This is a genomic window from Pseudomonas sp. SB113, assembly GCF_040754745.1.
In the GTDB taxonomy this organism is placed as follows: domain Bacteria; phylum Pseudomonadota; class Gammaproteobacteria; order Pseudomonadales; family Pseudomonadaceae; genus Aquipseudomonas; species Aquipseudomonas grimontii.
In genome coordinates this window covers 64,307-89,858 of sequence record NZ_JBFMHW010000017.1, presented here as the reverse complement: position 1 = coordinate 89,858, position 25,552 = coordinate 64,307, and the positions used below count along the sequence as shown (strand labels likewise).

Here is a 25,552-nt window from a genome sequence, read left to right as displayed (position 1 = left end):
CCCTTCAAAAGGCGCTAACTTACGCCCTCTGCGTCCCCTGGGTGGGGAGGCTCGCACAGGAGGTTCCATCTTGACTGTCAGGTGGTGTGTACATGACCACATGTGAACGAACGCGCCCGACTGCCGGGCGCTGCCGTCAGTAACCGCGCTCGAAACTCACTTCGCCGCGCAAGGCTTGCCCAACCTGATAGGCACGTACGTTTTCCAGGAACAACTCCACCATCATCGACGGCGAGGTCGGCGCCGAGCTGTGCCCGGTCAGCAGCAGACCCCAGGCAGTCCAGAACGGGTGGCGTTGCGGCAATGGTTCCTGGCGGCACACGTCGATGACCGCGCCGGCCAGGTGCCCTTCTTTCAAGGCTTCGACCAGATCGGCATCCACCACCGCCACACCGCGCCCGACGTTGATGAACAAGCCGGTCGGCTTGAATTGCTTGAACAGCGCAGCGTCGTACAGGTCATGGGTGTTTGGCGTGTTGGGCAGCAGGTTGATCACGTAGTCCACCTCCCCCACCAGCCGGCCCAGTTGGTCGAGACCAGCCACTTCGATAAACGGCGCTTGTTCCCGCGCGGTACTGGCGATGCCGTACAGCTTGACGCCAAACGGCACGAGGAACTCTGCCACGCGCTGGCCGATATCGCCGGTGCCCACGATCAACGCCTTGCGCCCTGCGAGACTCTGGCCGGTGCGGCTGTCCCACTTGCGCTCGACCTGGCTGACCAGCCGCGCGAGTACTTCGCGCTCGTGGCCCAACATATAGGTGAGGATAAATTCGGCCATGACCTGGCCAAAAATACCGACGGCGCGAGTCAGGCGATAGTCGCGGGGCAAGCCTTCGGCGAGCAGCGGCGTAACGCCGGCCCAGGTCGATTGCAGCCACTGCGGTTGGTGGCCCTGGCGCAGCAGCGTCGCCAACAGGTCCGGCTGGCCCAGCCATACCGGGCAATCGGCGGCCAGGCGCGACAGCTCGGCCGAGTCGCCGCTGGTGAGCACCTCAAGGTCCGGCGCGGCTTCATTGAGCAATTGGGCGTAGAGCGGGTGATCCTGTTCAGCAATCAGAACACGCATGGTTCAAACCTTTCAAAAACAGTGCAGACGGCCGCCCGCTTCCCTACGGCCACCGCCCACTAATACGATTCCATTGAAACATGTGCCCCGGGCGGAGCACTGACCGATCACATCGGGTCGTTACGGCGCAGCAGCTCTTCGGGCAGGTGCTCGATGTACTCATCCTCGGCCGGCGGCATTTGCAGGTGATAGCCCTGCTTGTCGAGGTTTTCCAGCACGACAAGGATGTCTTCGCGCGACAGTTTGCGCTCCGGCGTCAGCACCATGTCGAAGGCGTGGTGCGGTTTGCCGAACGCAGCCATCAACGGCTCCGGCACACGCTCCAGCGCGTCGCTTTTGAGCACGTAGAGGTACATGCCGTCTTTTTTCAAGCTGCGGTAGATGGAGCAAATACGTTTCAAGGCTGTTCTCCGGCAGTGGCCAGGCTGTCGAGCAGCGCCTGGCCCATCAACTCGCGGCGCCAGCCACGCAGCGAGTCTGGCAGTTTATAAGGCCCATCGGGGTAGCCACTTTTAACCAGGGCTTCGAGGGTTTTCTTGCGCAGCATCAGTTCCGGCGCCATCTCCAGGCGCTCGGCGAACGTCTGGCCCAGGGCGCGCAGTTGCTTGATCAGCGTGGCGGCGTCCACTGGCAGCGGTTCAGCCACGGCCGGCGGCCATTGGTCCATGGACACGCTGCCGGCCCGCTTGATCAGGTCCAGCAGGAACTGGCCATCCTGGCGCACGGTACGCGGATGCATGTCTTCGATCTTGCCCAGGGCGGCGAGGTTGTCCGGCTGGGATTTGGCCAGGGGCCACAGCGAGTGTTCGCGAATGATGCGGTTGCGCGGCAGGTCCCGGGCGCGGGCCTGCTGCTCGCGCCAGGCGCATAGTTCACGCAAGACAGCGAGCTGGGCGCGGGACAGTTTCCACGCCAGCTTGGCGTCGCGGTACACCTCGTACGGGTCGACTTCGCGGCGCAGGTTGGCGACCAGTTCGGCGCCGTCTTCCAGGACCCAGGCGTATTTATCGTCCGACAAACGCGGGCGTAGCCGGATGTAGACCTCGGCCAGGTGCACCGCATCTTCGGCGGCGTAGCTCACCTGGGTTTCGGACAATGGCCGCTGCAGCCAGTCCGAACGGGTCTCGCCCTTGGGCAGCTCAATATCGAGCACGGCTTGCACCAGGCGCGAGTAGCCCATGGAGAAGCCAAGGTTCAGGTAAGCGGCGGCCAATTGGGTGTCGAACAACGGCACCGGCAGGCTGCCGGTCAGGCGCAGCAACACCTCAAGGTCTTCGCTGCAGGCGTGCACCACCTTGATCACCGCCGGGTTCTCCAGCAAAGCGGCCAAGGGTTGCCAGTTGTCGATGGTCAGGGGATCGATCAGGTAAGCGCGTACGCCATCACCAATCTGGATCAGCCCGGCAATGGGATAAAAGGTGTCGACCCGCATGAATTCGGTGTCGAGGGCGACGAATGGCAACTGCTGCCATTCGGCGCAATGCTGGCCGAGGCTATCGTTGTCGCAGATCCAGTGAATATCGATGGCCACACGGCTCTCCCTTGAAGAATGGCGCGCAGTATATATCGCGAAAGGGGCTAGCGAGCATCCGCAGTGCACAGGCAACCATGAAAACTCAGACAGGACATGAAGAATAGTCCGACAAGCGGGAGTTATCCTTTCTTACGCAGAACGTAGACCCGCCACAGGCTGGACCCCGGCATGAATTCCTGGTGATTCAAGACCTTGAATCCGGCCTGGCGAAATTCTTCTTCCATGGTGATACGCGACTGCACCGAGACAATCACTGTATCGCGGCTAACCCGATGAAATTCGCGCAGCAAGGCCATGCGCCCTTCGGTGCTGGGCACATGACGAAACAATTCCAGGCAGAAGATGCAGTCCACCGCATTCGCCGACAAGCCGATGGAAAACGCCGAGCCCTGGAATGTCTTGACGCGCTTGAGCAAGGACGCCGGATGGTGGGTGCGGGCGTGGTCGAGCATGTCCTGGGAGTTGTCCGAGGCCAGGATCACCCGGTTGATGTGTTCGGCCAACACCGGCCAGAAGCGTCCCGAGCCGCAGGCCAGGTCCAGGATCAGCCCCGGCTCGCCGGCGACCTTCAGCGCATGGCGCACCAGCCGTGCATCACGCCATGAGGCCAGGCGCTGGCGCACGCCGGGCGGGCGCGTGTCACCGCAGACCCTGGCGTGCTCGCGGTCGCAGCGCTCGGCGTATTCGATCTCGATGGAGGATGGAGGTTGTGGCGACATCGCAGGCTCATGTGACTGGAACGGTAGTGAACGACCTTGATTCGCAGCTTAACCACTGCAACGTGAAAAAAAGGTCGAAGCCCTCACAACCGTAAAAACCATCACGCCTGATGCAGGTACCAGCGCCAGTCCTGCTCGCCCACCTCGCCCATGAACTGGCGATATTCAGCACGCTTCACCGCCAGGTACACGCCCAGGAACTCACTGCCGAACGCCTCCCGCGCCCAGCTGGAAGCTTCCAGCGCGCGCAGGGTGGTGAGCCAATCGGTAGGCAGCAACTCCTTGGCCTGGGCGTAGCCGTTGCCTTCCACCGGGGCGCCGGGGTCGCGTTGTTCGCGAAGGCCACGGTGGATGCCCGCAAGGATCGCGGCGGCCGCCAGGTAAGGGTTGGCATCGGCGCCGCAAATGCGGTGCTCGATATGCCGGGAGTGGGCCGGACCGCCTGGCACCCGCAGGCTGACGGTGCGATTGTCCACGCCCCAGGTGGCGGCCAGTGGCGCATAGCTGTTGGTTTGGAAGCGGCGATAGGAGTTGGCGTTGGGGCAGAACATCAGCAGTGAATCGAGCAAGGTGCTGAGCATGCCACCCACTGCGTGGCGCAGCAGTGGCGTGCCGTCGGCGGCTTCACTGGCGAACAGGTTGTTGCCCTCGGCGTCGGCCAGGCTGACGTGCATGTGCATGCCGGTGCCCGCCAGGTCGTCGAATGGTTTGGCCATGAAACACGCAGCCATGCCGTGTTTGTGCGCCACGCCTTTGACCAGGCGCTTGTAGCGCACCGCTTCGTCCATGGCTTGCAGGGCGTCGGCGCGGTGTTCCAGGGTGATCTCCACCTGGCCTGGGGCGTATTCGGAGATCGCCGTGCGCGCCGGGATGCCTTGCAGTTTGCAGGCGCTGTAAAGGTCGGCGAGGAACGGTTCGATCTGCTCCAGCTCACGCAGGCCGTAAACCTGGGTCGAGCGCGGACGGCCACCATCCACATCCCGTGCCGGTTGCGGGCGGCCATTGCTGTCGGGCTTCTGGTCGAGCAAGTAGAACTCCAGCTCCGCCGCCATGACAGGGTAATAACCGTCGGCGTTCAGGCCTTCGATCACCTTGGCCAGCAAATGCCGGGGGTCGGCCACGGTGGCGGGCAGGCCTTCGGTGGGGTGCATGCTGACTTGCACCGCAGCGGTCGGGATCAGCCGCCACGGCATGCGTTGCAAACTGCCGCTGATCGGGTAGGCGCGGCAGTCGATATCACCCACCTCCCAGACCAGCCCGGAATTTTCCACATCGTCGCCATTGATGGTCAGGCCGAGGATGGTGCTGGGCAGCGGTCGGCCACTTTCATACACCGCCAGCAGTTCATCGCGGTGCAGCAACTTGCCGCGCGGTACGCCGTTGTTGTCGAGGATAAACAGCTCGAACATCTCAATATCCGGATGCTGTTCAAGGAAGGCGTGGGCTTCGTGCAGGCTGGCAAAAACACTCATGGGGGGGTCTCGTACGTTTGTTTCAGGCAGGCGCGCGCATGCGTGCGTCATCCATGGGGAAAATCAGCGTAGGAGAAGGGAATCTGGCGGGCGCGCGTGGCGGCAGTGGAACAGGGCCCAGAAGGCAAGCTCAGACGGCAATGTCGCAGGATGAGTGTCGGGGCAGCCGTCCATGGGTGAATCACAATGATGGAGATACGCCAGCCTCACACGCCCGCCTAGGTGTTTAAATTCAGGGTTGCCGGAGTTTGGTTGCAACTTGGCTAAACATTCGCCGCGCCTTGCTACCTTAGCCCTTGCTGGAAATAATGACCGCCCCGATCAGGCCCCAAGGACTCGACCGCATGAAAGCACCTTTAGCCCTGTGTGTACTGGCAAGCCTGGCGACCAATGCCCTGGCTGACACCGCCCCCTCGCGCCTCGACCAGGTGCTTGAGCGCGGCACCCTCAGCGTCTGCACCACCGGCGACTACAAGCCCTACACCTCGTTGCGCGCCGACGGCAGCTATGAAGGCATCGACATTGCCATGGCCGAGTCCCTGGCCAAGAGCCTTAATGCCAAGATCCAGTGGGTGCCCACCACCTGGAAAACCCTGATGCCGGACTTCCTCACCCAGCGCTGCGACATCGCCGTGGGCGGGATTTCAGTGTCGCTGGAACGCCAGAAAAAAGCCTTCTTCAGCCAGACCCTTGGGGTCGACGGCAAGATCCCGCTGGTGCGTTGCGCCGACGTTAAGCGCTACCAGACCGTGGAGCAGATCAACCAGCCCCAGGTGCGCGTGATCGAACCGGCGGGCGGCACCAACGAAGTCTTCGCTCGCGCCCACCTGGGCCAGGCGCAAATCCGCCTGCATGACAACGTGACCATCTTCGACGAACTGCTGGCCGGCAAGGCTGACGTGATGATCACCGACGCCAGCGAAGCGCGTTACCAGCAGAAGCAAAAACCTGGGCTCTGCGCGGTCAACCCGGAGCGGCAGATGCAGTACAGCGAAAAAGCCTTCCTGCTGCCCAGCGATGATATGGCGTGGAAGAGCTATGTCGACCAGTGGTTGCACCTGAGCGTGGCCACCGGGGTGTACGACGGCATCGTCAACCAATGGTTGGCGGCGCCCTGAGCCAGAGCCGTCTACGCTGTGGTCACATCAATAAGAACGAGGGACGGAACATGAAGGGACTGCTCCGCGCCACCTGGCTGGTGCTGTTGTGTTTCAGCCAGGTGCACGCCGACACGCCGGATGAGGACGCCCTGGCCGCCAAGGCCCTGCTGGGAAAAGCCCTGGCCTACTACCAGACCAACGGTGACAAGGCCTTCGCGGCGTTCAGCCGCCAGGGCGAGTTCATCGACCACGACCGCTATGTGTTCGTGGTCGATACCCAGGGTGTACTGCTGGCCAGTGGCGGCCCCTCCTCCGCCTTGATCGGCCGCGATGTGTCCGAGGTACTCGGGCCGGACTTGCGCCAGTCATTCAAGGACGCGCTCACGGTGCCGGAAAGCCAAGGCATCCAGCAGGCCGATTACCACTGGCAGAACTGGAACGACGGCAAGGTCGAGCACAAGCATGTGTTTTACCAGCGCGTCGGCGAGCGCATCCTGGCCGTGGGTTATTACCTGCCGCGCGCCACACCGGAACAGGCCCGGGCCCTGCGCGACAAAGCGGTGAACGCGCTGCACAAGGATGAAACCGGCACGCTCAAGGCTATCAACGACTTGCAGGGCGGCTTCCTTCAGGATGACCTCTACGTGTTTGTGGTGGACTTGAACACCCAACGTTACGTGGCCCATGGCACCAACCTGCGACTGATCAACACCGACTTCAGCAAGATCAAGGACCCCGACGGCAAGCCGGTGGGCAAACCGATTCTCAAGCTGATGGCCGAGCAGGACCAGGGGGAATACAAATACCGTTGGAAAAACCCGGTGACGGGCAAGGTCGAGAACAAACACGCTTATGTGCGCAAGGCCGGGCATTTCATGGTTGCGGTGGGTTACTACAGCCCCTGATCTGAACTGGAATGCATTCAAATGTGGGAGGGGCGGTGCCCGGCAGATAAGGCACCTGTGGCGAGCGGGCTTGCCCCGCGTTGGGCTGCGTAGCAGCCCCTGTAAGGAAGAATGCGGTGTATCAGACACTCTGTAGAGGCTGGTTTTGGGGCTGCTTCGCACCGCCCCTCCCACATTAGGTCTCTATTGTGTCAGTCAGCGGGTTTTGTCTTCCCGCCCGCGCAGCACGCGATTGGGCATTGCGATCGCCGCCGCCAACCCCAGCAGCGACACCGCCGCACTCACCATCAGCAAATGCCGGAACGTCACCCCCAACTCCCCGCGCAGGGCGTCCTGCGCCGGGCCGGGGGCGGCGTTCAAACCATCCAACAGCACGTTGCCGGAACCGCCCTCCGCCACCAGCGCACCGCTGGCCAGGTGGGCGAAGCTGGAATCCTGCAACAACGCCAGCAGCAACGCCGACATGCACGCCACCCCCACCGCGCCGCCAAGGGAACGGAACAGGTTGGTGGTGCTGGTGGCGACGCCGATGTCGCGTTGATCTACCGAGTTCTGCGAACCCACCAGGGAGGTGGGGAACTGCATGCCCGCGGCGATCCCGCACAGCAACATGAACACGCCGGTCAGCAGCACGTCCTGGGGTGCACTGAAGGCCATGCCCAGAATCGCCAGCGGGCTTAACAGCGCGCCGCTGAGGATCATCGGTTTGTAGCGCCCGGTCACCGAGGTCATGCGCCCGGCGGAATAGGCGCCGATGGGCAGGCCCATCGCCAGGGGCAGCAAATGCAAGGCGGCGCTGTCGGCACCGCCGCCGGTCACTGTCTGAAAGCGCAGGGGCATCAGCACTGTCAGGGAAATCGCCTGGAAGCTGGTGAAAAACACCGTGCACCAACACAGCACTGCGCTGCGGTTGGCAAACAGATGCATCGGCAACAAGGGCTCCCGCGCACGGCGCTCTTGCCAGACAAACAGGCTCAACGCCACCAGCGCACAGGCCAGCAACCCCAGCACTTCATCGTCCCGCCAAGCATGGCCCTGGCCGATTTCGGTAATGCCCAGCAACAAAGCGCTTAAGCCGACGATCATCAGCACAGTGCCGAGGTAATCGATGATCGGCTTGCGTTGCGGCACCGGCAGCCCCACCAGGGTTCGATGGGCCACGTACCAGGCACCGGCGCCCAAAGGCAGGTTGATCAGGAACACCCAGCGCCACGACAGGTACTCAGTCATGTAACCGCCCAACACCGGCCCGGCCACGCTGGCCACCGCGTACATGCCGCTGAAATACCCCTGGTAACGCCCGCGCTCACGGGGCGGGATGATGTCGCCGATGATCGCCTGGCTCACCGAGATCATCCCGCCGGCACCGATGCCCTGCAGCACCCGCGCCAGCACCAGTTGCTCCATGCTCTGGGCCATGCCGCAGAACAACGAAGCCACGGTAAACAGGCCCATGCCGATCAGCATCATCGGCCGACGCCCGTAGAGGTCGCCGAGCTTGCCGTAAATCGGCACCGCCACCGTCATCGCCACCATATAACCGGAGATCACCCAGGCCAGCAGGTTGACGTCGTGGAATTGTGCAGAGATGGCGGGCATGGACACGGCGACGATGGTTTGGTCCAGGGCACCGAGGAAGATCGCCATCATCAACGAGGCGAGAATACTGCGCACCGCGGGAAGCGGTGGCGTGGGCTGATTGAGCTGAGTCACGGCAGAACCTTCGAGCAGGGCCCGCGGGAAGAGGCGGCCCGCGGGAATGCTCGATACGATAGCAGGCTATTCGATAGGCTCGTAAGGAAGTCCGACGTAATTTTCCGCAATGGTCCTGCGCCCGGCTTCGGAGTGGATGAAGTACTCCAGCTCGCTCTGGGCAATGCGCTGGCTGAACCCGTCGGACTCAGGGAATTGATGCAACATCGAGGTCATCCACCACGAAAACCGTTCGGCCTTCCACACCCGGCGCAGGCAGATGGCGGAATAGCGTTCCAGCAAGTCCACCCGTCCCTCGCCATACACCTTGAGCAAAATCCGGAACAACGTGCTCACGTCGCTGGCCGCCAGGTTCAAGCCCTTGGCCCCGGTGGGCGGGACGATATGGGCCGCATCGCCAAGCAGGAACAGGCGTCCGTACTGCATCGGTTCCACCACGAAGCTGCGCAGTGGCGCGATGCTTTTTTCGATGGATGGACCGGTGACCAGCTGTTCAGCCAAGGCGTTGGGCAGGCGGGTTTTCAGTTCCGCCCAGAAGCGTTCGTCCGACCATTCGTTCACCGGCTCCTCGGCCGGCACTTGCAGGTAATAGCGGCTGCGCGTCGGTGAACGCATGCTGCACAGCGCAAAGCCCCGTGCGTGCTTGGCGTACACCAGTTCCGCGTGCACCGGCGGTGTATCGGCGAGGATGCCCAGCCAACCGAAGGGGTAGACCCGCTCGAAGACCTTCAGCGATTCAGCCGGGATCGACTGGCGCGCCACACCGTGAAACCCATCACACCCGGCGATGTAGTCGCATTCCAGGCGAAACGCCTCGCCCTGATGCTCGAACGTCAGCCAGGGTCGATCACTTTTAAGATCATGGGGCTGCACGTCGCGCGTTTCATACAGCGTGGTGGCGCCAGCAGCGGCGCGGGCGGCCATCAGGTCGCGGGTGACTTCGGTCTGGCCGTAGATCATGACTGATTGGCCGCCGGTCAGCGTCTTGAGGTCGATGTGGGTCAGTTGACCGTCCAGCGCCAGCTCGAAGCCATCATGCACGAGGCCTTCGGCATCCATGCGCTGGCTCACGCCCGCCTCGCGCAGCAGGTTGACCATGCCTTGTTCCAGCACCCCGGCGCGGATGCGGCCTTGCACGTAATCGGCACTCTGGCGCTCCAGGATGAGGGTCTGGATACCGGCGTTGTGCAACAGTTGACCAAGCAACAGCCCGGAGGGACCGGCGCCGATAATGGCGACTTGGGTTTTCAGCGTTTTCATTATTTTTATCGCCCGCAAATTCCACACGAACGGATCGAGTGAAAGAGTTGTCATTGATCTGGTAGCTGACAGTTTTCACTTGAGTGAGCAGTATAAGAAGGTGAAAACTGCGACAAAACCTGCGCTTTTTGCCAATTCGGGCGATTACCGCACCACTGTCCTGAGTATCGGATTGAAACCATGACCAACACCGCGATTCCGGTCTTCAAGCTTTACGGAGAAAGCCAGCAATGGCCGACCCCCGATTTGTTGCACTGCGAAACCATTTCCCGGCGCAGTCGGGAATACCAGTGGGAAATCCAGCCCCATCGGCACGCGGATTTGTGCCAACTGCTGTACGTGCACAAAGGCCAGGCCGAGTTGGAAATCGAAGGTCAGCGCATCACCCTCAACGAAGCCACACTGCAAGTCTTGCCGCCGTTGTGCGTGCATGGGTTTCGTTTTGCCGAAGATGTCGAAGGCTATGTGGTCACCCTGGCAGCGCCGCTGGTCAGCCACCTGCAAGCCCAACTGGGCGCAACGGCAGGCGGTCTGCAGACCCTGGGCAGTTACCCGGCGGGCAAGGACAGTGACTACGTCAACAGCCAGTTCGCCCGCCTGCAGGACGAATACGCCGACGATCAACCGGCCCGGGACATGATGATGCACGCGCTGGTCAGTGTGCTGCTGGTGTGGATCAGCCGCCAGGCCATCCAGCGTCGCCACCCGCGCGCGCCAAGGGGCCGCGAGTATTTCCGGCGCTTTACGCAATTGGTTGAACAGCACTATCGGGAACACCCGAAGATTGAGGATCTGGCCCACAAGCTGGGTATCTCGGTCTCACACCTGAATGGGACGTGCCGGGAGCTGGGCGGGCAGCCTGCATTGCAGATCATGCATGACCGCCAATTACTCGAAGCCAAGCGCCTGCTGACCTACACCAGCATGACCATCAACGAAATGTCGGAAGTACTGGGTTTTTCCGACCCGACCAACTTCTCTCGGCTGTTCCGCCGACGCGTCGGGTTTTCACCCAAGGCGTTTCGCGAGCAACTCAAGGCCGAACAACCGCCTACCTGAGTGCACTGAAACTGCCGGTGTGGGGAACGCATTGGTCCTGATGGCAGCTGATCGCAAAGGTCGGCTGCATACGGGTCTGTTCCACGCGGTAGGCGGCAGTTCCGTACAGGGCGCTGGCCAGGGCGCAGAGGGTGAAAATCATCAGGTATTTTCTGGTTTTGATGCTCATGGCACAGACCTCTGAACGGATCTACAGGGTGCTGTTTAAAGCATAGGCCAACCAGGGCGAGTTGCCATTATTGGGCGACATTCAACAGGGTTATGTCGCCTTAGAGACCCATGTCCCACACCGGCTCCTCGGGGAACCTCACCACCAGGAAATCCAGCAGGCTGCGCAGCGCCGAAGGCATGTGCTTGCGCGACGCATAGACCGCGTAGATGTTCATCTGCCGGGGTTCGGCCTCGGGTAGCAGACGTACCAGTTCACCACGGCGGATGTGATCGCCGGCCTGGTAGCTGGGCAACATCGCCACCCCGGCCCCGGCCAGCGTCACGCGTAACAACGTACTGGCTTCGTTGGCGGTGATATTGCCGTGCACCGGCACCGACACGTGCTCGCCCTGTTCCTCGAAATGCCACAGGCTTTTGCCGAAGTACGAGTGGGTCAGGCAGTTGTGCCGGGCCAGATCTTCGACTTTCTGCGGCGCCGGGTGCTCCAACAGGTACGCCGGGGTTGCGCACACCACGGAGCGACAGACCGTCAAGCGCCGGGCGATCAGGTTCGGGTCCAGGTCGTTACTGGTGCGGATGGCCAGGTCGATGCGCTCATCCACCAGGTTCACCGTGCGATCGAGCATTTGCAGGTCAATGGTCACCAAGGGGTAGCGCTTGACGTACTCAGCGATGGCCTCGACCAATTGCGCCTGGCCGAACGAGGTGCTGACACTCAGGCGCAACAGGCCACGGGGCGCGTTATCGGGCTCACTGACGGCGGCCTGCATATCGCCGCACAACTCCAGGAGTTGCCGACACCGTGGCAGGGTTTCGCTACCCGCCGCCGTAAGGCTGAGCTTGCGTGTGGTGCGGTGCAACAGGCGCGCGCCGACCCAGTCTTCCAGCTCGGCCAGGTAACGCGACACCACCGGGCGCGACAGGTCCAAATGGTCGGCAGCGGCGGACTGGCTGCCCAGGTCCACCACAGTGACAAACACGCGCATTGCTTGAAGACGATCCATGATTTGCCCGATTTCAGAAACAAACTATGTTCCAGCATCGCATTTTTAGTCTTGTTTAGTGCAACTAAGCTCTGTACATCCTTTGAATCGACTGCTGGAGCTGTCCAATGTTCTCAACCCTCAAGCGCTTGACCTTCACCGCTGCCTTGGCGTTTGCCGGCCATGCAGCGGCGGCCGACCTGAGCCTCGACGTGTACAACCCAGGCGAGGCGGCGATCTTCCCGGTCAGCTCGGTGCTGGTCAGCGGCGCCAAAGACGCGATCCTGGTGGACGCGCAATTCGGCAAGGGCCAGGCCGAACAACTGGTGCAGAAGATCCGCGCCAGCGGTAAACACCTGACCACCATCTACATCAGCCACGGCGACCCGGATTACTACTTCGGCCTCGACACCCTGACGGCCGCGTTCCCCGACGCCAAGGTGCTGGCACCGCAACCGGTGGTCGACCATATCAACGCCACCGTGGCTGGCAAGCTTGAGTTCTGGGGCCCGAAAATGGGCGCCGACAAACCCGGCAAAACCATCGTGCCGCAAGTGTTGCAAGGCCACAGCCTGACCCTTGAAGGGCAGCAACTGGAGGTGATCGGCCTGGACGGCCCGCAACCGGACCGAAGCTTTGTGTGGATCCCGTCGATCAAGGCCGTGGTCGGGGGCGTCGTGGTCTCGCAGAACATTCACCTGTGGATGGCCGACACCCAAAGCGCGCAATCCCATAAAGACTGGCTCACCACCCTGCAACGCATCGAACAATTGAAGCCACGCACGGTGATTCCAGGCCACTACCTGGGCACACCGTCGCCGAAATCCGTGGCCTTTACCGCCGACTACATCAAGGCCTTCGACGTAGAAACCGCCAAAGCCAAGGATTCCGCCGCCCTGATCGCGGCCATGAAAAAGCGTTACCCCACCCTCGCCGACGAAAGCTCGCTGGAACTGAGCGCCAAAGTCGCCAAGGGCGAAATGAAGTGGTGAACGACTTTAAACCCTAATCGTACTGGAGAACGTCATGAGCAAGATCGCAATCATTGGGGCCACCGGCCGTGCCGGCAGCCAATTGCTGGAAGAAGCACTGCGTCGTGGGCATAGCGTGGTGGCTATCGCACGTAACACCGACAAGCTGGCTGTCCGCCCCGGCGTCACCGTCAAGCAGGTTGATGCACTGGATGCCAATGCCCTGGAACAAGCCATCAGCGGCAGCGATGTGGTGATCAGTGCGGCACATTTCGCCACCCTGCCCGCCAGCGCCGTGATCGGCCCGGTGAAAAAAGCCGGGGTGAAACGCCTGTTGGTGGTGGGCGGCGCCGGTTCGTTGCTGCTGCCAGGTGGCGGGCGTGTGATCGACAGCGAGGGCTTCCCGGCGGAATACAAAGCCGAAGCCAGTGCAGGGGCTGCGTTTCTCGATGTGCTGCGCCAGGAAAAGGACGTGGATTGGACATTCCTGTCGCCGTCGGCCTTGTTCGATGGCACCGAGCGCACCGGTAAATTCCGGTTGGGCCAGGATGATTTGCTGGTGAACAGTGACGGTACCAGCTCGATCAGCTTTGCCGACTACGCCATCGCCATGATCGACGAAGTGGAAACACCGAAGCACTCGCGCCAGCGCTTCACCGTCGGCTACTGATACCTGTGGGAGGGGCTTGCCCCCTCCCACATTTGGATCTTCAGCGCCTACGACTGTTGCGCCTGGCTCACCAACCAATCCATCAGCGCCTCAAGCCCTGCCGACGGCACCGTTCCCGGCGGATACACCAGGTAATAGCCCTTCCCCGTCGGCACCCGCAGTTCAAACGGCATCGCCAAGCGCCCCGCCTTGAGATCCTCGCCCATCAACGCACTGTCGCCCATCGCAACCCCGGAGCCCTGCGAGGCAACGTTCATCGCCAAATCCAACGTCTCGAAATGATGCCCCTGACTCACATTGCTCAACTGCGTATCCGCCGCCTTGAGCCATCGCGCCCAATCGCGCTCGTCCCGCGTGGGATGCAACAGCACTTGTTGCTGCAAGTCCGCCAGGGTGTGCAAACCGGCGAGCAGCGCGGGGGCGCAGACCGGGGTGAGTTGCTCATCGAACAAATGCCGCGCCTCGGCCGACTGCTCGGCAATGGGCGCATAGATCACCGCCGCGTCGAATTGCTCGCGGCGAAAATCCACGCTGTAGGCCACGGTGGTGGTGAGTTCCACCGGCACATCCGGGCGTTCCTTTTGCCACTGCATCAGGCGCGGCAACAACCAGCGCATCACACAGGTGGACGCCTTGATTTGCAGGGTATGGCGACGATTGCCGATCTGCTCCACCGCGTCACCGAGCAGGCCGAACACCTGCTGCACCCGTTGCGACCACTCGCGACCTTCTTCGGTCAGGCTCAACCCCCGTGCCTGGCGCTGGAACAAGGCGTAGCCCAAATGGCTCTCCAGCCCGGCGATCTGCCGGCTTACCGCGCCTTGGGTGATGTGCAGTTGCTCGGCGGCACGGGTGAAGTTGCAGCACTGGGCCGTGATCCAGAAGGTATGCAACGCGGGCAGTGGCGGAAGGCGTTTCATAAGGTCGAAGCCATGACGTGAGGACATGGCTAGTATGACTTTTTATCGATTGTTGCCGCTACGGGCCAGCCGTTCCAATACCGCCACGAATCCATAACAAGAGCGACACCCATGGCGACCTGCGGCGAAGTACTGGTCAACCTCCTGGAAGGCTACGGCGTGGACCAGGTGTTTGGTATCCCCGGCGTGCACACCGTCGAGCTGTATCGCGGCCTGGCCCGCTCGAACATCCGCCACGTCACCCCACGCCACGAACAAGGCGCGGGCTTTATGGCCGACGGCTATGCGCGTACCAGCGGCAAACCGGGCGTGTGTTTCATCATCACCGGCCCCGGCATGACCAATATCACCACGGCCATGGGCCAGGCGTATGCCGACTCGATCCCGATGCTGGTGATTTCCAGCGTGCAATCGCGCAGCCAGTTGGGCGGTGGGCGCGGCAAGCTGCATGAGCTGCCGAACCAAGGCGCGATGATGGCCGGCGTGGCGGCGTTCTCCCATACGTTGATGTCGGCAGCGGAGTTGCCTGCCGTGCTGGCGCGGGCGTTTGCGTTGTTCCAGGCCGGCAGGCCGCGCCCGGTACATATCGAGATTCCGTTGGATGTGCTGGTGGAAAACGCCGATGCACTGCTCGGCAGTCAACCGGTCAGCGTCGCCCGCGCAGGCGCGGCGCCAGCGGCGGTCAAGCAGATGAGCCAGTTGCTCGTCGCCGCCAAACGCCCGCTGATCCTGGCCGGTGGCGGCGCGATTGAGGCGGCCGCCGAATTGACCCGCCTGGCCGAAGCCCTCGGCGCGCCGGTAGCCCTGACTATCAACGCCAAGGGCATGCTGGCTTCCGATCATCCGCTGCTGATCGGCTCGACTCAGTCCCTGGCCGCGACCCGCGCGCTGGTCGCCGAGGCCGATGTGGTGCTGGCCATCGGCACCGAGCTGGCCGAGACCGACTACGACGTGACCTTCGCCGGTGGCTTCGAGATACCCGGTGCGCTGCTGCGCATCGATATCGACCCCGACCAGACCGTGCGCAACTACCCGCCGTACCTCGCACTGGTGGCCGACGCAAAGATCGCCGCCGATGCCTTGCTGACCGAAGTGAACCACACGCCGCTGGCCCCTCGTCACACCGACTGGGGCACTCAGCGCGTCGCGCGCCTGTGGGCCGAACTGAACCCCACCTGGGACGCCGCCACCCGTGCGCAAACCCTGTTCCTCAACACGGTGCTGGAAGAACTGCCGGGCGCCGTGCTGGTGGGCGATTCGACCCAACCGGTGTACAGCGGCAACCTGACCCTGAACCTTGACCACCCGCGCCGCTGGTTCAATTCCTCCACCGGCTACGGCACCTTGGGCTACGCCCTGCCGGCCGCCATCGGCGCGTGGCTGGGGCGCGGCGATGGGCAGCCGGTGGTGTGTTTGATCGGCGACGGCGGGCTGCAATTTACCCTGCCGGAGCTGGCCAGCGCGGTGGAAGCGTGCACGCCGATCATCGTGCTGCTGTGGAATAACCAGGGTTATGAAGAGATCAAGAAATACATGCTCAACCGCGCTATCGAACCGGTCGGCGTAGACATCTACACCCCGGACTTTATCGGCGTGGCCAAGGCGCTCGGCAGTGCTGCCGACAGCGCTCACAGCGTTGAACAGTTACGCAGCGCCTTGCGCGCCGCCGCCGATCGCCCGGGGCCGACGCTGATTGAGATCGACCAGGGCCTATGGATGAAGGAGGTCGCGGTATGAGCGCAGTATTGAACGGTGTGTATATCAACGGCGCATGGCGTGCAGGCCATGAAGTGCTGGAGGTGATCAACCCGGCCACCGAGGCGACTCTGGCGCGCATCAGCGTCGGCGATGCGCAGGCCGTGACCCACGCCGTCGATGCGGCCAGCGCGGCCTTTATCGACTGGTCGAACAGCACCGGCCGTGATCGCGGCGCACTGCTGCGCAAAATCGCCCAAGGCGTCAGCGAGCAGCGCGAACAGCTGATGCACGTGCAGTCGAGCAACAACGGCAAGCCCCTGTTTGAAGCGGGCATTGATGTGGACGACGTGATCGCCACGTTCGAATACTACGCCGGCATCGCCGACGCCATGGACGCCGGCCAGGACCGCCCGGTGGCGCTGCCCAGCGATGACTTCAGCGCGCGCCTGCGCCGTGAGCCGTGCGGCGTGGTGGGGCTGATCGTGCCGTGGAATTTCCCGATGGTCACCACCGCGTGGAAACTCGCCCCGGCCCTCGCCGCCGGTTGCTGCGTGGTACTCAAACCGTCGGAAGTCACGCCGTTGGCGGAGTTGCAGTTGGCGCAAATCATCGCTGACGCTGGCTTCCCGGCCGGGGTGTTCAACCTGGTGTGCGGCACCGGCTTGGCCGTTGGCGCACCGCTGGCGGCAGACCGTCGGGTGGCGAAGATTTCCTTCACCGGCAGCAACGCCGTGGGTGTACAGGTGATGCAACGCGCAGCGGAAACCATCAAGGGCGTAAGCCTGGAATTGGGTGGTAAATCTTCGCTGCTGGTACTGGCGGATGCCGACCTCGACCTGGCGGTGGAGCTGGCGTGTGGCGGTGGTTTTTTCAACGCCGGGCAAATGTGTTCCGCCACCAGCCGCGTGCTGGTAGCCGACAGCCTGGTGGATGAGTTCCTGCAGCGTTTGCAGGCACGGGCTGAAGGAATTCGCGTCGCCGACCCGTTTGCCGATGACGTAGAAATGGGCGCGCTGATCAACCGCGTGCAGTATCAGCGGGTGCTGGGGCATATCCAGCGTGGCGTCGAGGCTGGCGCGCGGTTGTTGTGTGGTGGTGAACGCCCGGCGAATCTGGCGAAGGGCTACTTCATTCGCCCGACGGTGTTTACCGACGTGCCATTGGACAGTGCGTTGTGGAACGAAGAAATCTTCGGCCCGGTGCTGTGTGTACGACCTTTTGCCACTGAGCAAGAGGCCATCGCCCTGGCCAACGACAGCGAGTTCGGCCTGGTGGCCAGCGTGGTCAGCCGTAGCGTCGAGGCCACCGAGCGCGTGGCGAATGCCTTGCAGGCCGGGTTGGTGTGGATCAACGCACCGCAGGTGATCTTCCCACAGACCGCATGGGGTGGTTACAAGCAGAGCAGTATCGGCCGTGAGCTGGGCCCGTGGGGGCTGGCGGCGTTTCAGGAGATCAAGCATGTGATCCGGTCTAACTGACGGCGCAGAACAACTGTGGGAGGGGGCTTGCCCCCGATAGCCATAAGTATCTACACAACTTCAGTAGAATAACGCGTAGCAGCTGTCGAGCCTTGGCGAGGCTGCGTTTGCGGCGCGTCTGACACACCGCCGACGCAGCCTCGCCAAGGCTCGACAGCTGCTACGCAGGGGGCTCGGCTCAAGATGTGTAGATACTTATGCCCCGATAGCGGTGTTTCAGTTAACTGCAATTTTTAGATAGCCCCTGCGACTTTCTGATTTGCCCCCCTCCCTCATGCGTGGCCTGATTCGCCCTTGTTCATTCAAGGCAGGCCCATGGAAAACGTTCAGGCAAAACCCACCACCGCCGTGTGGCTGATGATCAGTGTCGTCCTGGTCGCCCTTAACCTGCGGCCGTCGATGGCCGCCGTGGGGCCGTTGTTGTCGTCGATTCGCGGCGAGGTGCCGTTGAGTTTCAGCAGTGCGGCGCTGCTGACCATGTTGCCGGTCATGGCCATGGGCCTGGCGATGTTCTTTGGCATGGGCCTGGCCAAGCGTTTTGGTGAGCACCGCAGCATTGTGCTGTCGCTGCTGGTGATTGGCGCGGCGACGTTGTCGCGGTTGTTCCTGGATTCGGCCATGGAATTGATCGTCAGCGCGATTGCCGCCGGTGTGGGCATCGCGATGATCCAGGCATTGATGCCGGCCCTGATCAAGTCACGGTTCAGCGACAACGTGTCGTTGTTCATGGGCCTCTACGTCACTGCCATCATGGGCGGCGCGGCGCTGGCCGCAGCGTTCTCCCCCTTCGTGCAGGCGCAGACCGGCAGCTGGCGCATCGGCCTGGCAATCTGGGCGTTTCTGGCACTGCTGGCCCTGGTGTTCTGGTACGCCCAGCGGTCGGTGTTGCCACCGCTGCCCCAAGCCGCCGCCGGCCCTCAGGAATCGTTTTTCGGCAACGGTCGCGCCTGGTTGCTGGCGATCTTTTTCGGTCTTGGTACAGCGTCCTACACCTGCGTACTGGCGTGGCTGGCGCCGTACTACGTGGAGCAAGGCTGGAGCGAACAGAATGCCGGGTTGTTGCTGGGTTTTCTGACCGCGATGGAGGTGGTGTCCGGCCTGGTCACGCCGGCCATCGCCAACCGTCGCCGGGATAAACGCGGGGTAGTGGCGGTGTTGCTGGTGCTGATCATCCTCGGGTTCTGCGGCCTGATCCTCAGCCCGCAACACCTCAGCTTGCTATGGCCATGCCTGCTCGGCCTGGGGATCGGCGGGTTGTTCCCGATGAGCCTGATCCTGTCCCTCGACCACCTCGACAACCCGCGCCGCGCGGGGGGCCTTACCGCGTTCGTGCAGGGCATCGGCTACCTGATTGCCGGCCTGTCGCCACTGATCGCCGGGATGATCCGCGACCAGTTGGGCAGCTTCGAATGGGCCTGGTGGTCGCTGACGGCGGTGATCGTGGTGATGCTGCTGATCGTCACACGCTTCAACCCAAAGCATTACGCAGAACATATTCGCTGACGTCGTGTTGCAAACAGTATTTGTCCCACACCAAACATAGAAACGCCCTACAGAGCTTTCTATTGGCACGGCCGTTCCGTTAAGCTTTCGCGCTGTCTTGTACTGACTTCGGTACATGGGGTTTACGGACGAAACCGATGTTAAACAGTAACTTGCTCAGAAAACTCGATATGCAGGACTTGATGGTGTTTATCGCCGTCTATGACCAGAGCAGCGTTACCGAGGTGTCAGAAACGCTGTTCGTCAGCCAGTCCACCGTGAGCTACAGCCTGAAGAAACTGCGTACCAGTTTTGAAGACGAGCTGTTTATCAACACGCGGGCGGGCATGCGGCCTACGTACAAGGCCACCACCATGTACGCCCATGTGCAGAAGATCCTCGAAAGCATCAACCTGTGCCACGCCGGTGGCCAGGCCTTCGACCCGACCCAGAAGGCCGTGACCTTCAATGTCTGCGCGCCGGAGTACTTCGAACAACTGATCCTGCCGCGCCTGCTGAAGAATTTCGACCGCGCCGACCTGCCGGTGATCGTCAATGTGCAGAAACTGGAAGCCGACATCCCCGCCGATGACCTGCGCGAAGGCCGCCTGGACCTGGTGATCTGTTTCGGCCCGCACTTTCACCGCGCCCACAAAGACTTCAAGACCCAGATGCTGCTGGAGGACGATTTGGTGTGCGTCTTCGATAAACGCTCGGCACCGCGCGAGCCGGCATTCAGCCTGCAATCGTTCGTCGAGCGGCGCCACGTGTACCCCACGCCATGGACGTCCGACACCAACATGATCGACGGCTGGCTGGCGCGCCAGGCCCGCAAGCGCCAGGTGATCGCCCGGGCCAACAGCTACAGCGCGGCCCTGAAGATGATCACCGGCACCGACTTCATCGTCACCCTGCCGCGCCGCGTGCAAAAACTGCTGGCGCCGGCGACGGTGTTCGGCCACTGCGAGGTCCCCAACGGGTTGCCGGGGTTCACCCTGGATATGCAGTGGAATGAAAGCAGTGAACAGGACAGTGCCAATACCTGGTTTCGTGAGCAGGTAGTGAAGGTGTGTGCGGATCAGGGATTACTCTAACGCCCTCGCCACGACTGATTGCGGGTTAGCCGAGGGCGACCTTGCTGTAGGAATCGCGATCCATGTCGACCAGCAGGACGCTGAGCTGAACCTGTATATCCGCCGGCCAGTCACCCATATCCTGCAACGCTGCCAGCAGGCTTTGCGACAATTGCTGCTTGACCTGCGGCGACCGTCCGCTGAGCAGCGACAGCTTCACCGCGATGAAACCGCGTGGGTTGAGGGAGGTACCCACCTGAAAACTCTCGACCTTCACCGCGCGGCTTTTGATATCGAACTCGGAACCGAACTGCCCGGACGCCATCAGCACATTGTTGAGCCGCAACAGAGTTTTCTCGACGGCCAGGTTTGTCAGGTTGGCGGTGTATTCCAAGTGCAGGTGTGGCATGGATGACTCCGAGTCATTCGTAGGAAGAGTCGTAGATATACCACGGATAAAAGCGTCAGGCCTTATTCGCCAGGCCCCGATCACTCATGAACGCTTCCAGCCGCGAACGCACCCAGCGTTCGGCCGGGTCGGTGTCCACATGGCTGAGCCAGACCATGGACAAATCCAGGGTCGGCGTCTCGAACGGAAACGGCTCACAAAACAGGTTGCCCGACACCGCCATGGCCTCGGCGGTGTAGTCCGGCAGGCTGGCGATCAGGTCCGTACCGGCCAGCAGCGCGGGCAATGCGCTGTATTGCGGCACCGACAACACCACATGGCGCTTGCGGCCGATTTCCGCCAGCCACTCATCGGCAAACCCGGACACGTTGGCGGTGTGGGACACCAGCACATGGGGGCGCGAGCAATATTCATCGAGGGTCAGCGGGGTGTCCGAAGCATCGGCGCGCAGCAGTCGCGGACGAATATGGCGCAGCAGCTTGCGCTTGGCATTCGCCGGCAGGCCACGGGTCTGGGTGATGCCGACGGTAATATCGCCGGACGCCAGCAGATCGGGAATCCGCCAATAGTCCACGTGCTGCACCACGAACACCACCAGCGGCGCTTCCTGGCGCAACGAGCGCAACAACGGTGGCAGCAGGCCGAATTCAACGTCATCGGACAGGCCGATGCGAAAGGTCATGGTGCTGATGGACGGGTCGAAATCGTGGGTCAGGCTCAAGGCCGACGACAGTGAGTCGAGCGCCGGCGACAGGTGCTGGATGATCTCCTCGGCGCGCGCTGTGGGTTCCATGCGATGGCCGACGCGAATGAACAGCGGATCATTGAACAAGGTGCGCAGGCGGTTGAGCGCCGAACTGATGGTCGGCTGGCCGAGAAACAGCTTCTCGGCCACCCGCGTGACGTTGCGCTCGAGCATCAGCGCTTCGAAGACCACCATCAGGTTGATGTCGGCCTTGCGTAATTCATTGCGATTCATCGGCGCCTGCCCCTCCCCAAGACAAGCCGCAGTTTAGAAAGGCCAGCCGGCTGCGTCTATGTGCACACTGTTCATCACGAGGCTTTGGGACTATAAACAGCTCTCGAACTTCGCAGGAACACTACCGTGCTGGTCATTTTTGGCCTGGCCATTCTGGTGGCCGGGTTCTGTCTCTGGCTTATCCGCTTTGTCACCCGCCCCACCTCCCGCACCTTGTTGCGGGTGTTCGTCGGCCTGTGCCTGGCAGCAGTGGTGGCGTACCTGGTGCTGGCGTCGGGTTTTCCTGTTTCGTTGCTGGTTTCATAACGCCCCCTCTTTGAACTGGACGCTACTGCCTTGATGAACATCCGCTGCGTTGTGCTACCGCTGTTGCTGGCCGGATGCACCGCCATGACGCCCTACAAGGCACCTCTCGAAGGCCCGCGAGCACAGATCAAAAGTGAATTGAGCACCCACGACAGCTACAACGAATGGCTGTCTGTCAGCGTTTCGACGGATCATGAGTGCCTGGAAGGCAGGGTGGGCACGCCGAGTAAGGAAGCGGCATTATTTGCGGTGCACAGCACCACTTCGCGCCCCGACGGGTACGTGGACATCGCCGCCAACCAACCGCTGCACTTGATCGTGTCGGGCCTGGCGAGCGCCGGTCGACGCTGTGTGATTGAGTTCAACACTGAGTTCGCCGCCCAGGGGCGCTATCTGCTCAAAGGCGGGATTGCGGACACCGACAGTGGGTGGTGTCGCGTTGAGGTGATCAATGCCGATACTGGTGCCTCGCAGGCTAAATTCGAGACCCCGACCCAGGTAACACCTGCCCCCACGGAGAGCCATTCGTGAAGGCAGTTCATGGCCCATCAAGGTTGCTTTTTGCCCTCGGCCGAGCATTGATCAGGGCTTGAGCGGACGCTCCTGATCCCGCTCGGACAGCTCAGTGCCGTCGTCCGGATGCTTCCAGGTCTGGGGTTTCTCCTCTTCACTCCGCCGGGGTTGCTCACGCTCCGGCTCATCTTGGCGCTTCTGTTCGTTACCCATAGCCACCTCCCTCCGTAAGAATTGGTCATACCTTCCAGCATAGAGCAGAGCGGGATTTTTGACAGGTTTGCAAATTGACAACCAACAGACATTAGTCAATCCATATTTTTTCACTTTTCATTTCTAAATGTGTCAGCCACTATCCTCAGTATTAAGCGAAACAAGCACTTTAAGAAGAACGCTGGAGACACAAAACCATGACTAGCCCTACCCTGCCCGACTCTGCCCGCTCCAAAGTAGAGGCGGTATTCCGCGTTACTTCGGGCAACTTCCTCGAACAGTTCGACTTCTTCCTGTTCGGCTTCTACGCCACCTATATCGCCGCCGCGTTCTTTCCTGCCGCGAATGAGTTTGCGTCATTAATGATGACCTTCGCCGTGTTCGGCGCGGGCTTCCTGATGCGGCCACTGGGCGCAATCATCCTCGGCGCTTACATCGATGACGTCGGTCGCCGCAAAGGGTTGATCGTGACCCTGTCGATCATGGCCAGCGGCACACTGTTGATCGTGCTGGTGCCGGGTTATCACACCATTGGCCTGTGGGCACCGCTGCTGGTGTTGCTGGGCCGCTTGCTGCAAGGCTTCTCGGCCGGCGCGGAACTGGGCGGTGTGTCGGTGTACCTGTCTGAAATGGCGACGCCAGGCCGCAAGGGTTTCTACACCAGCTGGCAGTCGGGCAGCCAACAGATCTCCATCGTGGTCGCCGCCGCGCTGGGCTATGGCTTGAACGTGTGGATGGAGCCGGCCGTGGTTGCCGATTGGGGCTGGCGCATTCCGTTCGCCATCGGTTGCGTGATCATCCCGTTCATTTTTGTGCTGCGTCGTAACCTGCAGGAAACCGAAGAGTTCGCCAACCGCAAGCATCGCCCGACCATGCGCGAAGTGCTGGCCACATTAGCGAAGAACTGGACCGTGGTGATCGGCGGCATGCTGATGGTGGCGATGACCACCACCGCGTTCTACCTGATCACCGTATACGCGCCGACCTTCGGCAAGACCGTGCTGCAACTGAGCACCTCCGACGCCCTGTTGGTGACCTTGCTGGTGGCGGTGTCGAACTTTGTCTGGCTGCCGATCGGCGGCACCCTGAGCGACCGCTTCGGCCGCAAGCCGGTGCTGATCGCCATGACTGCACTGACGGTGCTCACGGCTTATCCGGCGCTGTCCTACGTGGTGAATGCACCGAGCTTCGCCCACATGCTGGAAACGCTGCTGTGGTTCTCGTTCCTGTACGGCATGTACAACGGCGCGATGATTCCTGCCCTTACGGAAATCATGCCGGTGGAAGTGCGCGTAGCGGGCTTCTCCCTGGCTTATAGCCTGGCGACCGCGATCTTCGGTGGGTTTACCCCGGCGATCTCCACCTGGTTTATCCACATCACTGAAGACAAGGCCTCGCCGGCCTATTGGATGATGTTCGCTGCGCTGTGCGCGCTGTGTTCAACCCTGGCGCTGTATCGCCGTGCCAACGCGCGCGGGCAGGTGATGCAGGGGGCGACGTGATGCCCCCTCGGCGCGCTGGCGCTGGCGGCCCAGGCTGAGCAACTCAAGGTGATGACCTCCGGCGGCTTCACCGCCGCCTATAAACTGCTGGGCCCGTAATACGCCCAGCACAGCGGCGACACCCTCGACACCATCCATGGCCAAGGCGCCGGAAGCCAGCAGCGGCACATTTACCTAAAAGGGTGCCCCAAGGCCGGGCAATCGACAGCACCATCTCCACGCACCATCCCGCTTCCACCAGACCGCACTGGCATCCTGCACCCGCAGGCGATGTCACGGAGAGTCGCCGTGAATAACGGGATGTAGGGCAATATCGTACAAGCGCCAGTGGGAAGCTATGGAAGAGCACTGCCAGAAAAACTGCCATTGGGATTAGCCTGTTTCCGAGAGGCCAGTCAGTTGCTTCTTGTTTTTCCTGACGTAAAGACACGGTTGCTCGGGTTCCCTAGAATCCCGCGTTCGACTCTATGACTAAGGACCCAGCCATGGCCGAACCGATCGTAAAAAGCACACCGCTGACGTGGTATGTGGAGCATTTCGCCGTCTTCAGCGGTGCTTTCACCTTTCTCGCTATCGCGGGGCTATTGATATTTATCTACCGGCGCTCTGGATCGCTGCTGTTTCTGCGGGATTGGATATGGCGGTTTTTTGGTGGCAAAACGCGCTTCGAAACAGACCGTTTTGAACGCATGCGCAAGGACTTGCGCGAGCTGGAATATTATCGCTACGAATTCAACATCCCTGCCAATACGCTGCGCGAGGCAGACCTGGCCGAAGACTGGATGTACAGCAATGACTTCACCCCACGCGACTTCGGTCGCGTGAAGCGCTACATCGAGTGGAGCGACTTTTCAGCACTGAGTTTCATCACCAAGCGGTTCGCACAATGGCGTATCAACTGCTTTTTCGTTCTTGCCATCGCGCTTCTTGCGGGCGTAGCCATTGCGGTTCCGCTGATTGAATCCAAGTATCTGATGGTGTCGCTCAAAAACGCCCCGGATGCCCCCTCGTTCTATTTATCGGAAGATAACGTGAAGTTCGGTATCTGGTCGGACAGTATCCTCAAGGTCGAGCACTGTCGCTCGTCCGAGTCGCTTCAGGCTTTCCTTCTCCCAGGATTACCGGAAGAGAAACTCGACATCATTTGCTCATTTTTCCTCGACAAGACCTACAACAAATACGTACGAGAAGGCCTGGGCCAACAACGCGGGCTACTGTTCTCGCTGGTGCTCGTGTCGATGGCTTGGATGATTTACCTGGTGATCCTGATCGCGCGAATGGAAGTCGCCCGCAGGCTCTATAAACAATGGCAGGCCAACCAGCCTTAGCCTTGGCCCCAGCCCGTTGCCGCGC

General features: G+C 61.7%; 26 protein-coding genes and 1 pseudogene. 14 read left to right on the top strand and 13 right to left on the bottom strand.

The genetic code is table 11. The features are described from left to right. Window positions 1-136 precede the first annotated feature (136 nt). The 5 genes from AB1462_RS21480 to AB1462_RS21460 form a co-directional block, all read right to left on the bottom strand. Window positions 137-1,069 carry a D-2-hydroxyacid dehydrogenase gene (locus AB1462_RS21480; protein ID WP_090407859.1) on the bottom strand — a complete coding sequence of 311 codons (933 nt, stop codon included), beginning with the start codon at window positions 1,067-1,069 and terminating at the stop codon, window positions 137-139. A 107-nt stretch (window positions 1,070-1,176) separates the two neighbouring features. Then, a complete protein-coding gene (locus AB1462_RS21475; RefSeq protein WP_003172521.1) occupies window positions 1,177-1,470 on the bottom strand; it encodes a YcgL domain-containing protein in 294 nt (97 codons plus the stop codon). After that, the gene (gene rnd, locus AB1462_RS21470) at window positions 1,467-2,600 is read right to left on the bottom strand and encodes a ribonuclease D (protein ID WP_090407862.1); all 1,134 of its coding nucleotides are present in this window, start codon (window positions 2,598-2,600) and stop codon (window positions 1,467-1,469) included. The genes AB1462_RS21475 and rnd overlap by 4 nt, the downstream gene beginning before the upstream one ends. Window positions 2,601-2,722: 122 nt before the next feature. Beyond that, entirely contained in the window at window positions 2,723-3,322 is a 600-nt protein-coding gene (locus AB1462_RS21465; protein WP_367247888.1) for a class I SAM-dependent methyltransferase, read from the bottom strand. Window positions 3,323-3,423: 101 nt separating this feature from the next. Next, window positions 3,424-4,794 (bottom strand): glutamine synthetase family protein, encoded by a 1,371-nt coding sequence (locus AB1462_RS21460; RefSeq protein ID WP_367247887.1) that lies wholly within the window; start codon window positions 4,792-4,794, stop codon window positions 3,424-3,426. A 344-nt stretch (window positions 4,795-5,138) separates the two neighbouring features. On the opposite strand from AB1462_RS21460, the gene AB1462_RS21455 reads away from it, so the two are divergent. Then, complete coding sequence (locus tag AB1462_RS21455; protein ID WP_367247886.1) at window positions 5,139-5,912, top strand: transporter substrate-binding domain-containing protein; 774 nt, start codon at window positions 5,139-5,141, stop codon at window positions 5,910-5,912. 50 nt (window positions 5,913-5,962) lie between these two features. Further along, window positions 5,963-6,799, top strand: a complete 837-nt coding sequence (locus AB1462_RS21450) for a cache domain-containing protein (RefSeq protein ID WP_259193629.1) — start codon at window positions 5,963-5,965, stop codon at window positions 6,797-6,799. 195 nt (window positions 6,800-6,994) lie between these two features. Here AB1462_RS21450 and AB1462_RS21445 read toward each other — a convergent pair whose 3' ends face one another. Together AB1462_RS21445 and pobA are read right to left on the bottom strand one after the other, a co-directional pair. Then, window positions 6,995-8,512, bottom strand: coding sequence for an MDR family MFS transporter (locus tag AB1462_RS21445; protein WP_259193631.1), 1,518 nt, complete (start codon window positions 8,510-8,512; stop codon window positions 6,995-6,997). Window positions 8,513-8,578: 66 nt separating this feature from the next. Continuing rightward, window positions 8,579-9,763 carry a 4-hydroxybenzoate 3-monooxygenase gene (pobA, locus tag AB1462_RS21440; protein ID WP_259193642.1) on the bottom strand — a complete coding sequence of 395 codons (1,185 nt, stop codon included), beginning with the start codon at window positions 9,761-9,763 and terminating at the stop codon, window positions 8,579-8,581. Window positions 9,764-9,952: 189 nt separating this feature from the next. On the opposite strand from pobA, the gene AB1462_RS21435 reads away from it, so the two are divergent. Next, entirely contained in the window at window positions 9,953-10,831 is an 879-nt protein-coding gene (locus AB1462_RS21435) for a helix-turn-helix domain-containing protein (RefSeq protein ID WP_367247885.1), read from the top strand. On the opposite strand, the gene AB1462_RS21430 is transcribed toward AB1462_RS21435, so the two are convergent. Together AB1462_RS21430 and AB1462_RS21425 are read right to left on the bottom strand one after the other, a co-directional pair. Continuing rightward, on the bottom strand, window positions 10,824-11,000 hold the full coding sequence (locus AB1462_RS21430) for a hypothetical protein (protein ID WP_167361130.1): 177 nt from the start codon (window positions 10,998-11,000) through the stop codon (window positions 10,824-10,826). The genes AB1462_RS21435 and AB1462_RS21430 overlap by 8 nt on opposite strands. Window positions 11,001-11,100: 100 nt before the next feature. Further along, complete coding sequence (locus tag AB1462_RS21425; protein WP_367247884.1) at window positions 11,101-12,006, bottom strand: LysR family transcriptional regulator; 906 nt, start codon at window positions 12,004-12,006, stop codon at window positions 11,101-11,103. Window positions 12,007-12,113: 107 nt separating this feature from the next. Here AB1462_RS21425 and AB1462_RS21420 point away from each other — a divergent pair, with 107 nt between their 5' ends. Continuing rightward, the gene (locus AB1462_RS21420; protein ID WP_090407885.1) at window positions 12,114-12,977 is read left to right on the top strand and encodes an MBL fold metallo-hydrolase; all 864 of its coding nucleotides are present in this window, start codon (window positions 12,114-12,116) and stop codon (window positions 12,975-12,977) included. Window positions 12,978-13,011: 34 nt separating this feature from the next. Further along, window positions 13,012-13,626: an NAD(P)-dependent oxidoreductase gene (locus tag AB1462_RS21415; protein ID WP_259193635.1), complete on the top strand. Its 615-nt coding sequence runs from the start codon at window positions 13,012-13,014 to the stop codon at window positions 13,624-13,626. A 47-nt stretch (window positions 13,627-13,673) separates the two neighbouring features. Here the strand turns inward: AB1462_RS21415 and AB1462_RS21410 are convergent, their stop codons facing one another. Then, on the bottom strand, window positions 13,674-14,546 hold the full coding sequence (locus AB1462_RS21410; protein ID WP_259193636.1) for a LysR substrate-binding domain-containing protein: 873 nt from the start codon (window positions 14,544-14,546) through the stop codon (window positions 13,674-13,676). Between the two features lie 111 nt (window positions 14,547-14,657). Here AB1462_RS21410 and AB1462_RS21405 point away from each other — a divergent pair, with 111 nt between their 5' ends. The 4 genes from AB1462_RS21405 to AB1462_RS21390 all read left to right on the top strand — a co-directional run bounded on the left by AB1462_RS21405 (window position 14,658) and on the right by AB1462_RS21390 (window position 20,298). Then, complete coding sequence (locus AB1462_RS21405) at window positions 14,658-16,283, top strand: 5-guanidino-2-oxopentanoate decarboxylase (protein WP_367247883.1); 1,626 nt, start codon at window positions 14,658-14,660, stop codon at window positions 16,281-16,283. Further along, window positions 16,280-17,722: an aldehyde dehydrogenase family protein gene (locus AB1462_RS21400; RefSeq protein WP_367247882.1), complete on the top strand. Its 1,443-nt coding sequence runs from the start codon at window positions 16,280-16,282 to the stop codon at window positions 17,720-17,722. Before AB1462_RS21405 ends, AB1462_RS21400 begins: the two co-directional genes overlap by 4 nt. A gap of 315 nt (window positions 17,723-18,037) precedes the next feature. After that, window positions 18,038-19,225 (top strand): cyanate transporter, encoded by a 1,188-nt coding sequence (locus tag AB1462_RS21395; RefSeq protein WP_367247881.1) that lies wholly within the window; start codon window positions 18,038-18,040, stop codon window positions 19,223-19,225. Window positions 19,226-19,362: 137 nt separating this feature from the next. Then, window positions 19,363-20,298 (top strand): LysR family transcriptional regulator, encoded by a 936-nt coding sequence (locus AB1462_RS21390; protein ID WP_090407903.1) that lies wholly within the window; start codon window positions 19,363-19,365, stop codon window positions 20,296-20,298. 25 nt (window positions 20,299-20,323) lie between these two features. On the opposite strand, the gene AB1462_RS21385 is transcribed toward AB1462_RS21390, so the two are convergent. Then, entirely contained in the window at window positions 20,324-20,686 is a 363-nt protein-coding gene (locus AB1462_RS21385; protein ID WP_259192653.1) for a 5-carboxymethyl-2-hydroxymuconate Delta-isomerase, read from the bottom strand. Window positions 20,687-20,741: 55 nt separating this feature from the next. Beyond that, window positions 20,742-21,665, bottom strand: a complete 924-nt coding sequence (locus AB1462_RS21380) for a LysR substrate-binding domain-containing protein (protein ID WP_090407908.1) — start codon at window positions 21,663-21,665, stop codon at window positions 20,742-20,744. Window positions 21,666-21,791: 126 nt separating this feature from the next. On the opposite strand from AB1462_RS21380, the gene AB1462_RS21375 reads away from it, so the two are divergent. Beyond that, the gene (locus tag AB1462_RS21375) at window positions 21,792-21,971 is read left to right on the top strand and encodes a hypothetical protein (protein WP_090407911.1); all 180 of its coding nucleotides are present in this window, start codon (window positions 21,792-21,794) and stop codon (window positions 21,969-21,971) included. A gap of 33 nt (window positions 21,972-22,004) precedes the next feature. Further along, the gene (locus tag AB1462_RS21370; protein ID WP_367247880.1) at window positions 22,005-22,502 is read left to right on the top strand and encodes a hypothetical protein; all 498 of its coding nucleotides are present in this window, start codon (window positions 22,005-22,007) and stop codon (window positions 22,500-22,502) included. A gap of 51 nt (window positions 22,503-22,553) precedes the next feature. Here AB1462_RS21370 and AB1462_RS21365 read toward each other — a convergent pair whose 3' ends face one another. Beyond that, window positions 22,554-22,697 carry a hypothetical protein gene (locus AB1462_RS21365; RefSeq protein WP_167361131.1) on the bottom strand — a complete coding sequence of 48 codons (144 nt, stop codon included), beginning with the start codon at window positions 22,695-22,697 and terminating at the stop codon, window positions 22,554-22,556. A gap of 197 nt (window positions 22,698-22,894) precedes the next feature. Between AB1462_RS21365 and AB1462_RS21360 the strand changes: the two genes are divergently transcribed. The 3 genes and pseudogenes from AB1462_RS21360 to AB1462_RS21350 all read left to right on the top strand — a co-directional run bounded on the left by AB1462_RS21360 (window position 22,895) and on the right by AB1462_RS21350 (window position 25,527). Beyond that, the gene (locus tag AB1462_RS21360; RefSeq protein WP_367247878.1) at window positions 22,895-24,199 is read left to right on the top strand and encodes an MFS transporter; all 1,305 of its coding nucleotides are present in this window, start codon (window positions 22,895-22,897) and stop codon (window positions 24,197-24,199) included. Between the two features lie 15 nt (window positions 24,200-24,214). Continuing rightward, a pseudogene (locus AB1462_RS21355) lies at window positions 24,215-24,295 on the top strand (ABC transporter substrate-binding protein); the annotation flags it as partial. Window positions 24,296-24,684: 389 nt separating this feature from the next. Continuing rightward, entirely contained in the window at window positions 24,685-25,527 is an 843-nt protein-coding gene (locus AB1462_RS21350) for a DUF6216 family protein (RefSeq protein ID WP_259192655.1), read from the top strand. Window positions 25,528-25,552: the final 25 nt, after the last annotated feature.

Coding starts and splice junctions, on each gene's coding strand:
- AB1462_RS21480 (WP_090407859.1), bottom strand. CDS start 1,069: ATGCGTGTTCTGATTGCTGAACAGGATCACCCGCTCTACGCCCAATTG.
- AB1462_RS21465 (WP_367247888.1), bottom strand. CDS start 3,322: ATGTCGCCACAACCTCCATCCTCCATCGAGATCGAATACGCCGAGCGC.
- AB1462_RS21460 (WP_367247887.1), bottom strand. CDS start 4,794: ATGAGTGTTTTTGCCAGCCTGCACGAAGCCCACGCCTTCCTTGAACAG.
- AB1462_RS21455 (WP_367247886.1), top strand. CDS start 5,139: ATGAAAGCACCTTTAGCCCTGTGTGTACTGGCAAGCCTGGCGACCAAT.
- AB1462_RS21450 (WP_259193629.1), top strand. CDS start 5,963: ATGAAGGGACTGCTCCGCGCCACCTGGCTGGTGCTGTTGTGTTTCAGC.
- AB1462_RS21435 (WP_367247885.1), top strand. CDS start 9,953: ATGACCAACACCGCGATTCCGGTCTTCAAGCTTTACGGAGAAAGCCAG.
- AB1462_RS21430 (WP_167361130.1), bottom strand. CDS start 11,000: ATGAGCATCAAAACCAGAAAATACCTGATGATTTTCACCCTCTGCGCC.
- AB1462_RS21425 (WP_367247884.1), bottom strand. CDS start 12,006: ATGGATCGTCTTCAAGCAATGCGCGTGTTTGTCACTGTGGTGGACCTG.
- AB1462_RS21420 (WP_090407885.1), top strand. CDS start 12,114: ATGTTCTCAACCCTCAAGCGCTTGACCTTCACCGCTGCCTTGGCGTTT.
- AB1462_RS21415 (WP_259193635.1), top strand. CDS start 13,012: ATGAGCAAGATCGCAATCATTGGGGCCACCGGCCGTGCCGGCAGCCAA.
- AB1462_RS21410 (WP_259193636.1), bottom strand. CDS start 14,546: ATGAAACGCCTTCCGCCACTGCCCGCGTTGCATACCTTCTGGATCACG.
- AB1462_RS21405 (WP_367247883.1), top strand. CDS start 14,658: ATGGCGACCTGCGGCGAAGTACTGGTCAACCTCCTGGAAGGCTACGGC.
- AB1462_RS21400 (WP_367247882.1), top strand. CDS start 16,280: ATGAGCGCAGTATTGAACGGTGTGTATATCAACGGCGCATGGCGTGCA.
- AB1462_RS21395 (WP_367247881.1), top strand. CDS start 18,038: ATGGAAAACGTTCAGGCAAAACCCACCACCGCCGTGTGGCTGATGATC.
- AB1462_RS21390 (WP_090407903.1), top strand. CDS start 19,363: ATGTTAAACAGTAACTTGCTCAGAAAACTCGATATGCAGGACTTGATG.
- AB1462_RS21385 (WP_259192653.1), bottom strand. CDS start 20,686: ATGCCACACCTGCACTTGGAATACACCGCCAACCTGACAAACCTGGCC.
- AB1462_RS21380 (WP_090407908.1), bottom strand. CDS start 21,665: ATGAATCGCAATGAATTACGCAAGGCCGACATCAACCTGATGGTGGTC.
- AB1462_RS21370 (WP_367247880.1), top strand. CDS start 22,005: ATGAACATCCGCTGCGTTGTGCTACCGCTGTTGCTGGCCGGATGCACC.
- AB1462_RS21365 (WP_167361131.1), bottom strand. CDS start 22,697: ATGGGTAACGAACAGAAGCGCCAAGATGAGCCGGAGCGTGAGCAACCC.
- AB1462_RS21360 (WP_367247878.1), top strand. CDS start 22,895: ATGACTAGCCCTACCCTGCCCGACTCTGCCCGCTCCAAAGTAGAGGCG.
- AB1462_RS21350 (WP_259192655.1), top strand. CDS start 24,685: ATGGCCGAACCGATCGTAAAAAGCACACCGCTGACGTGGTATGTGGAG.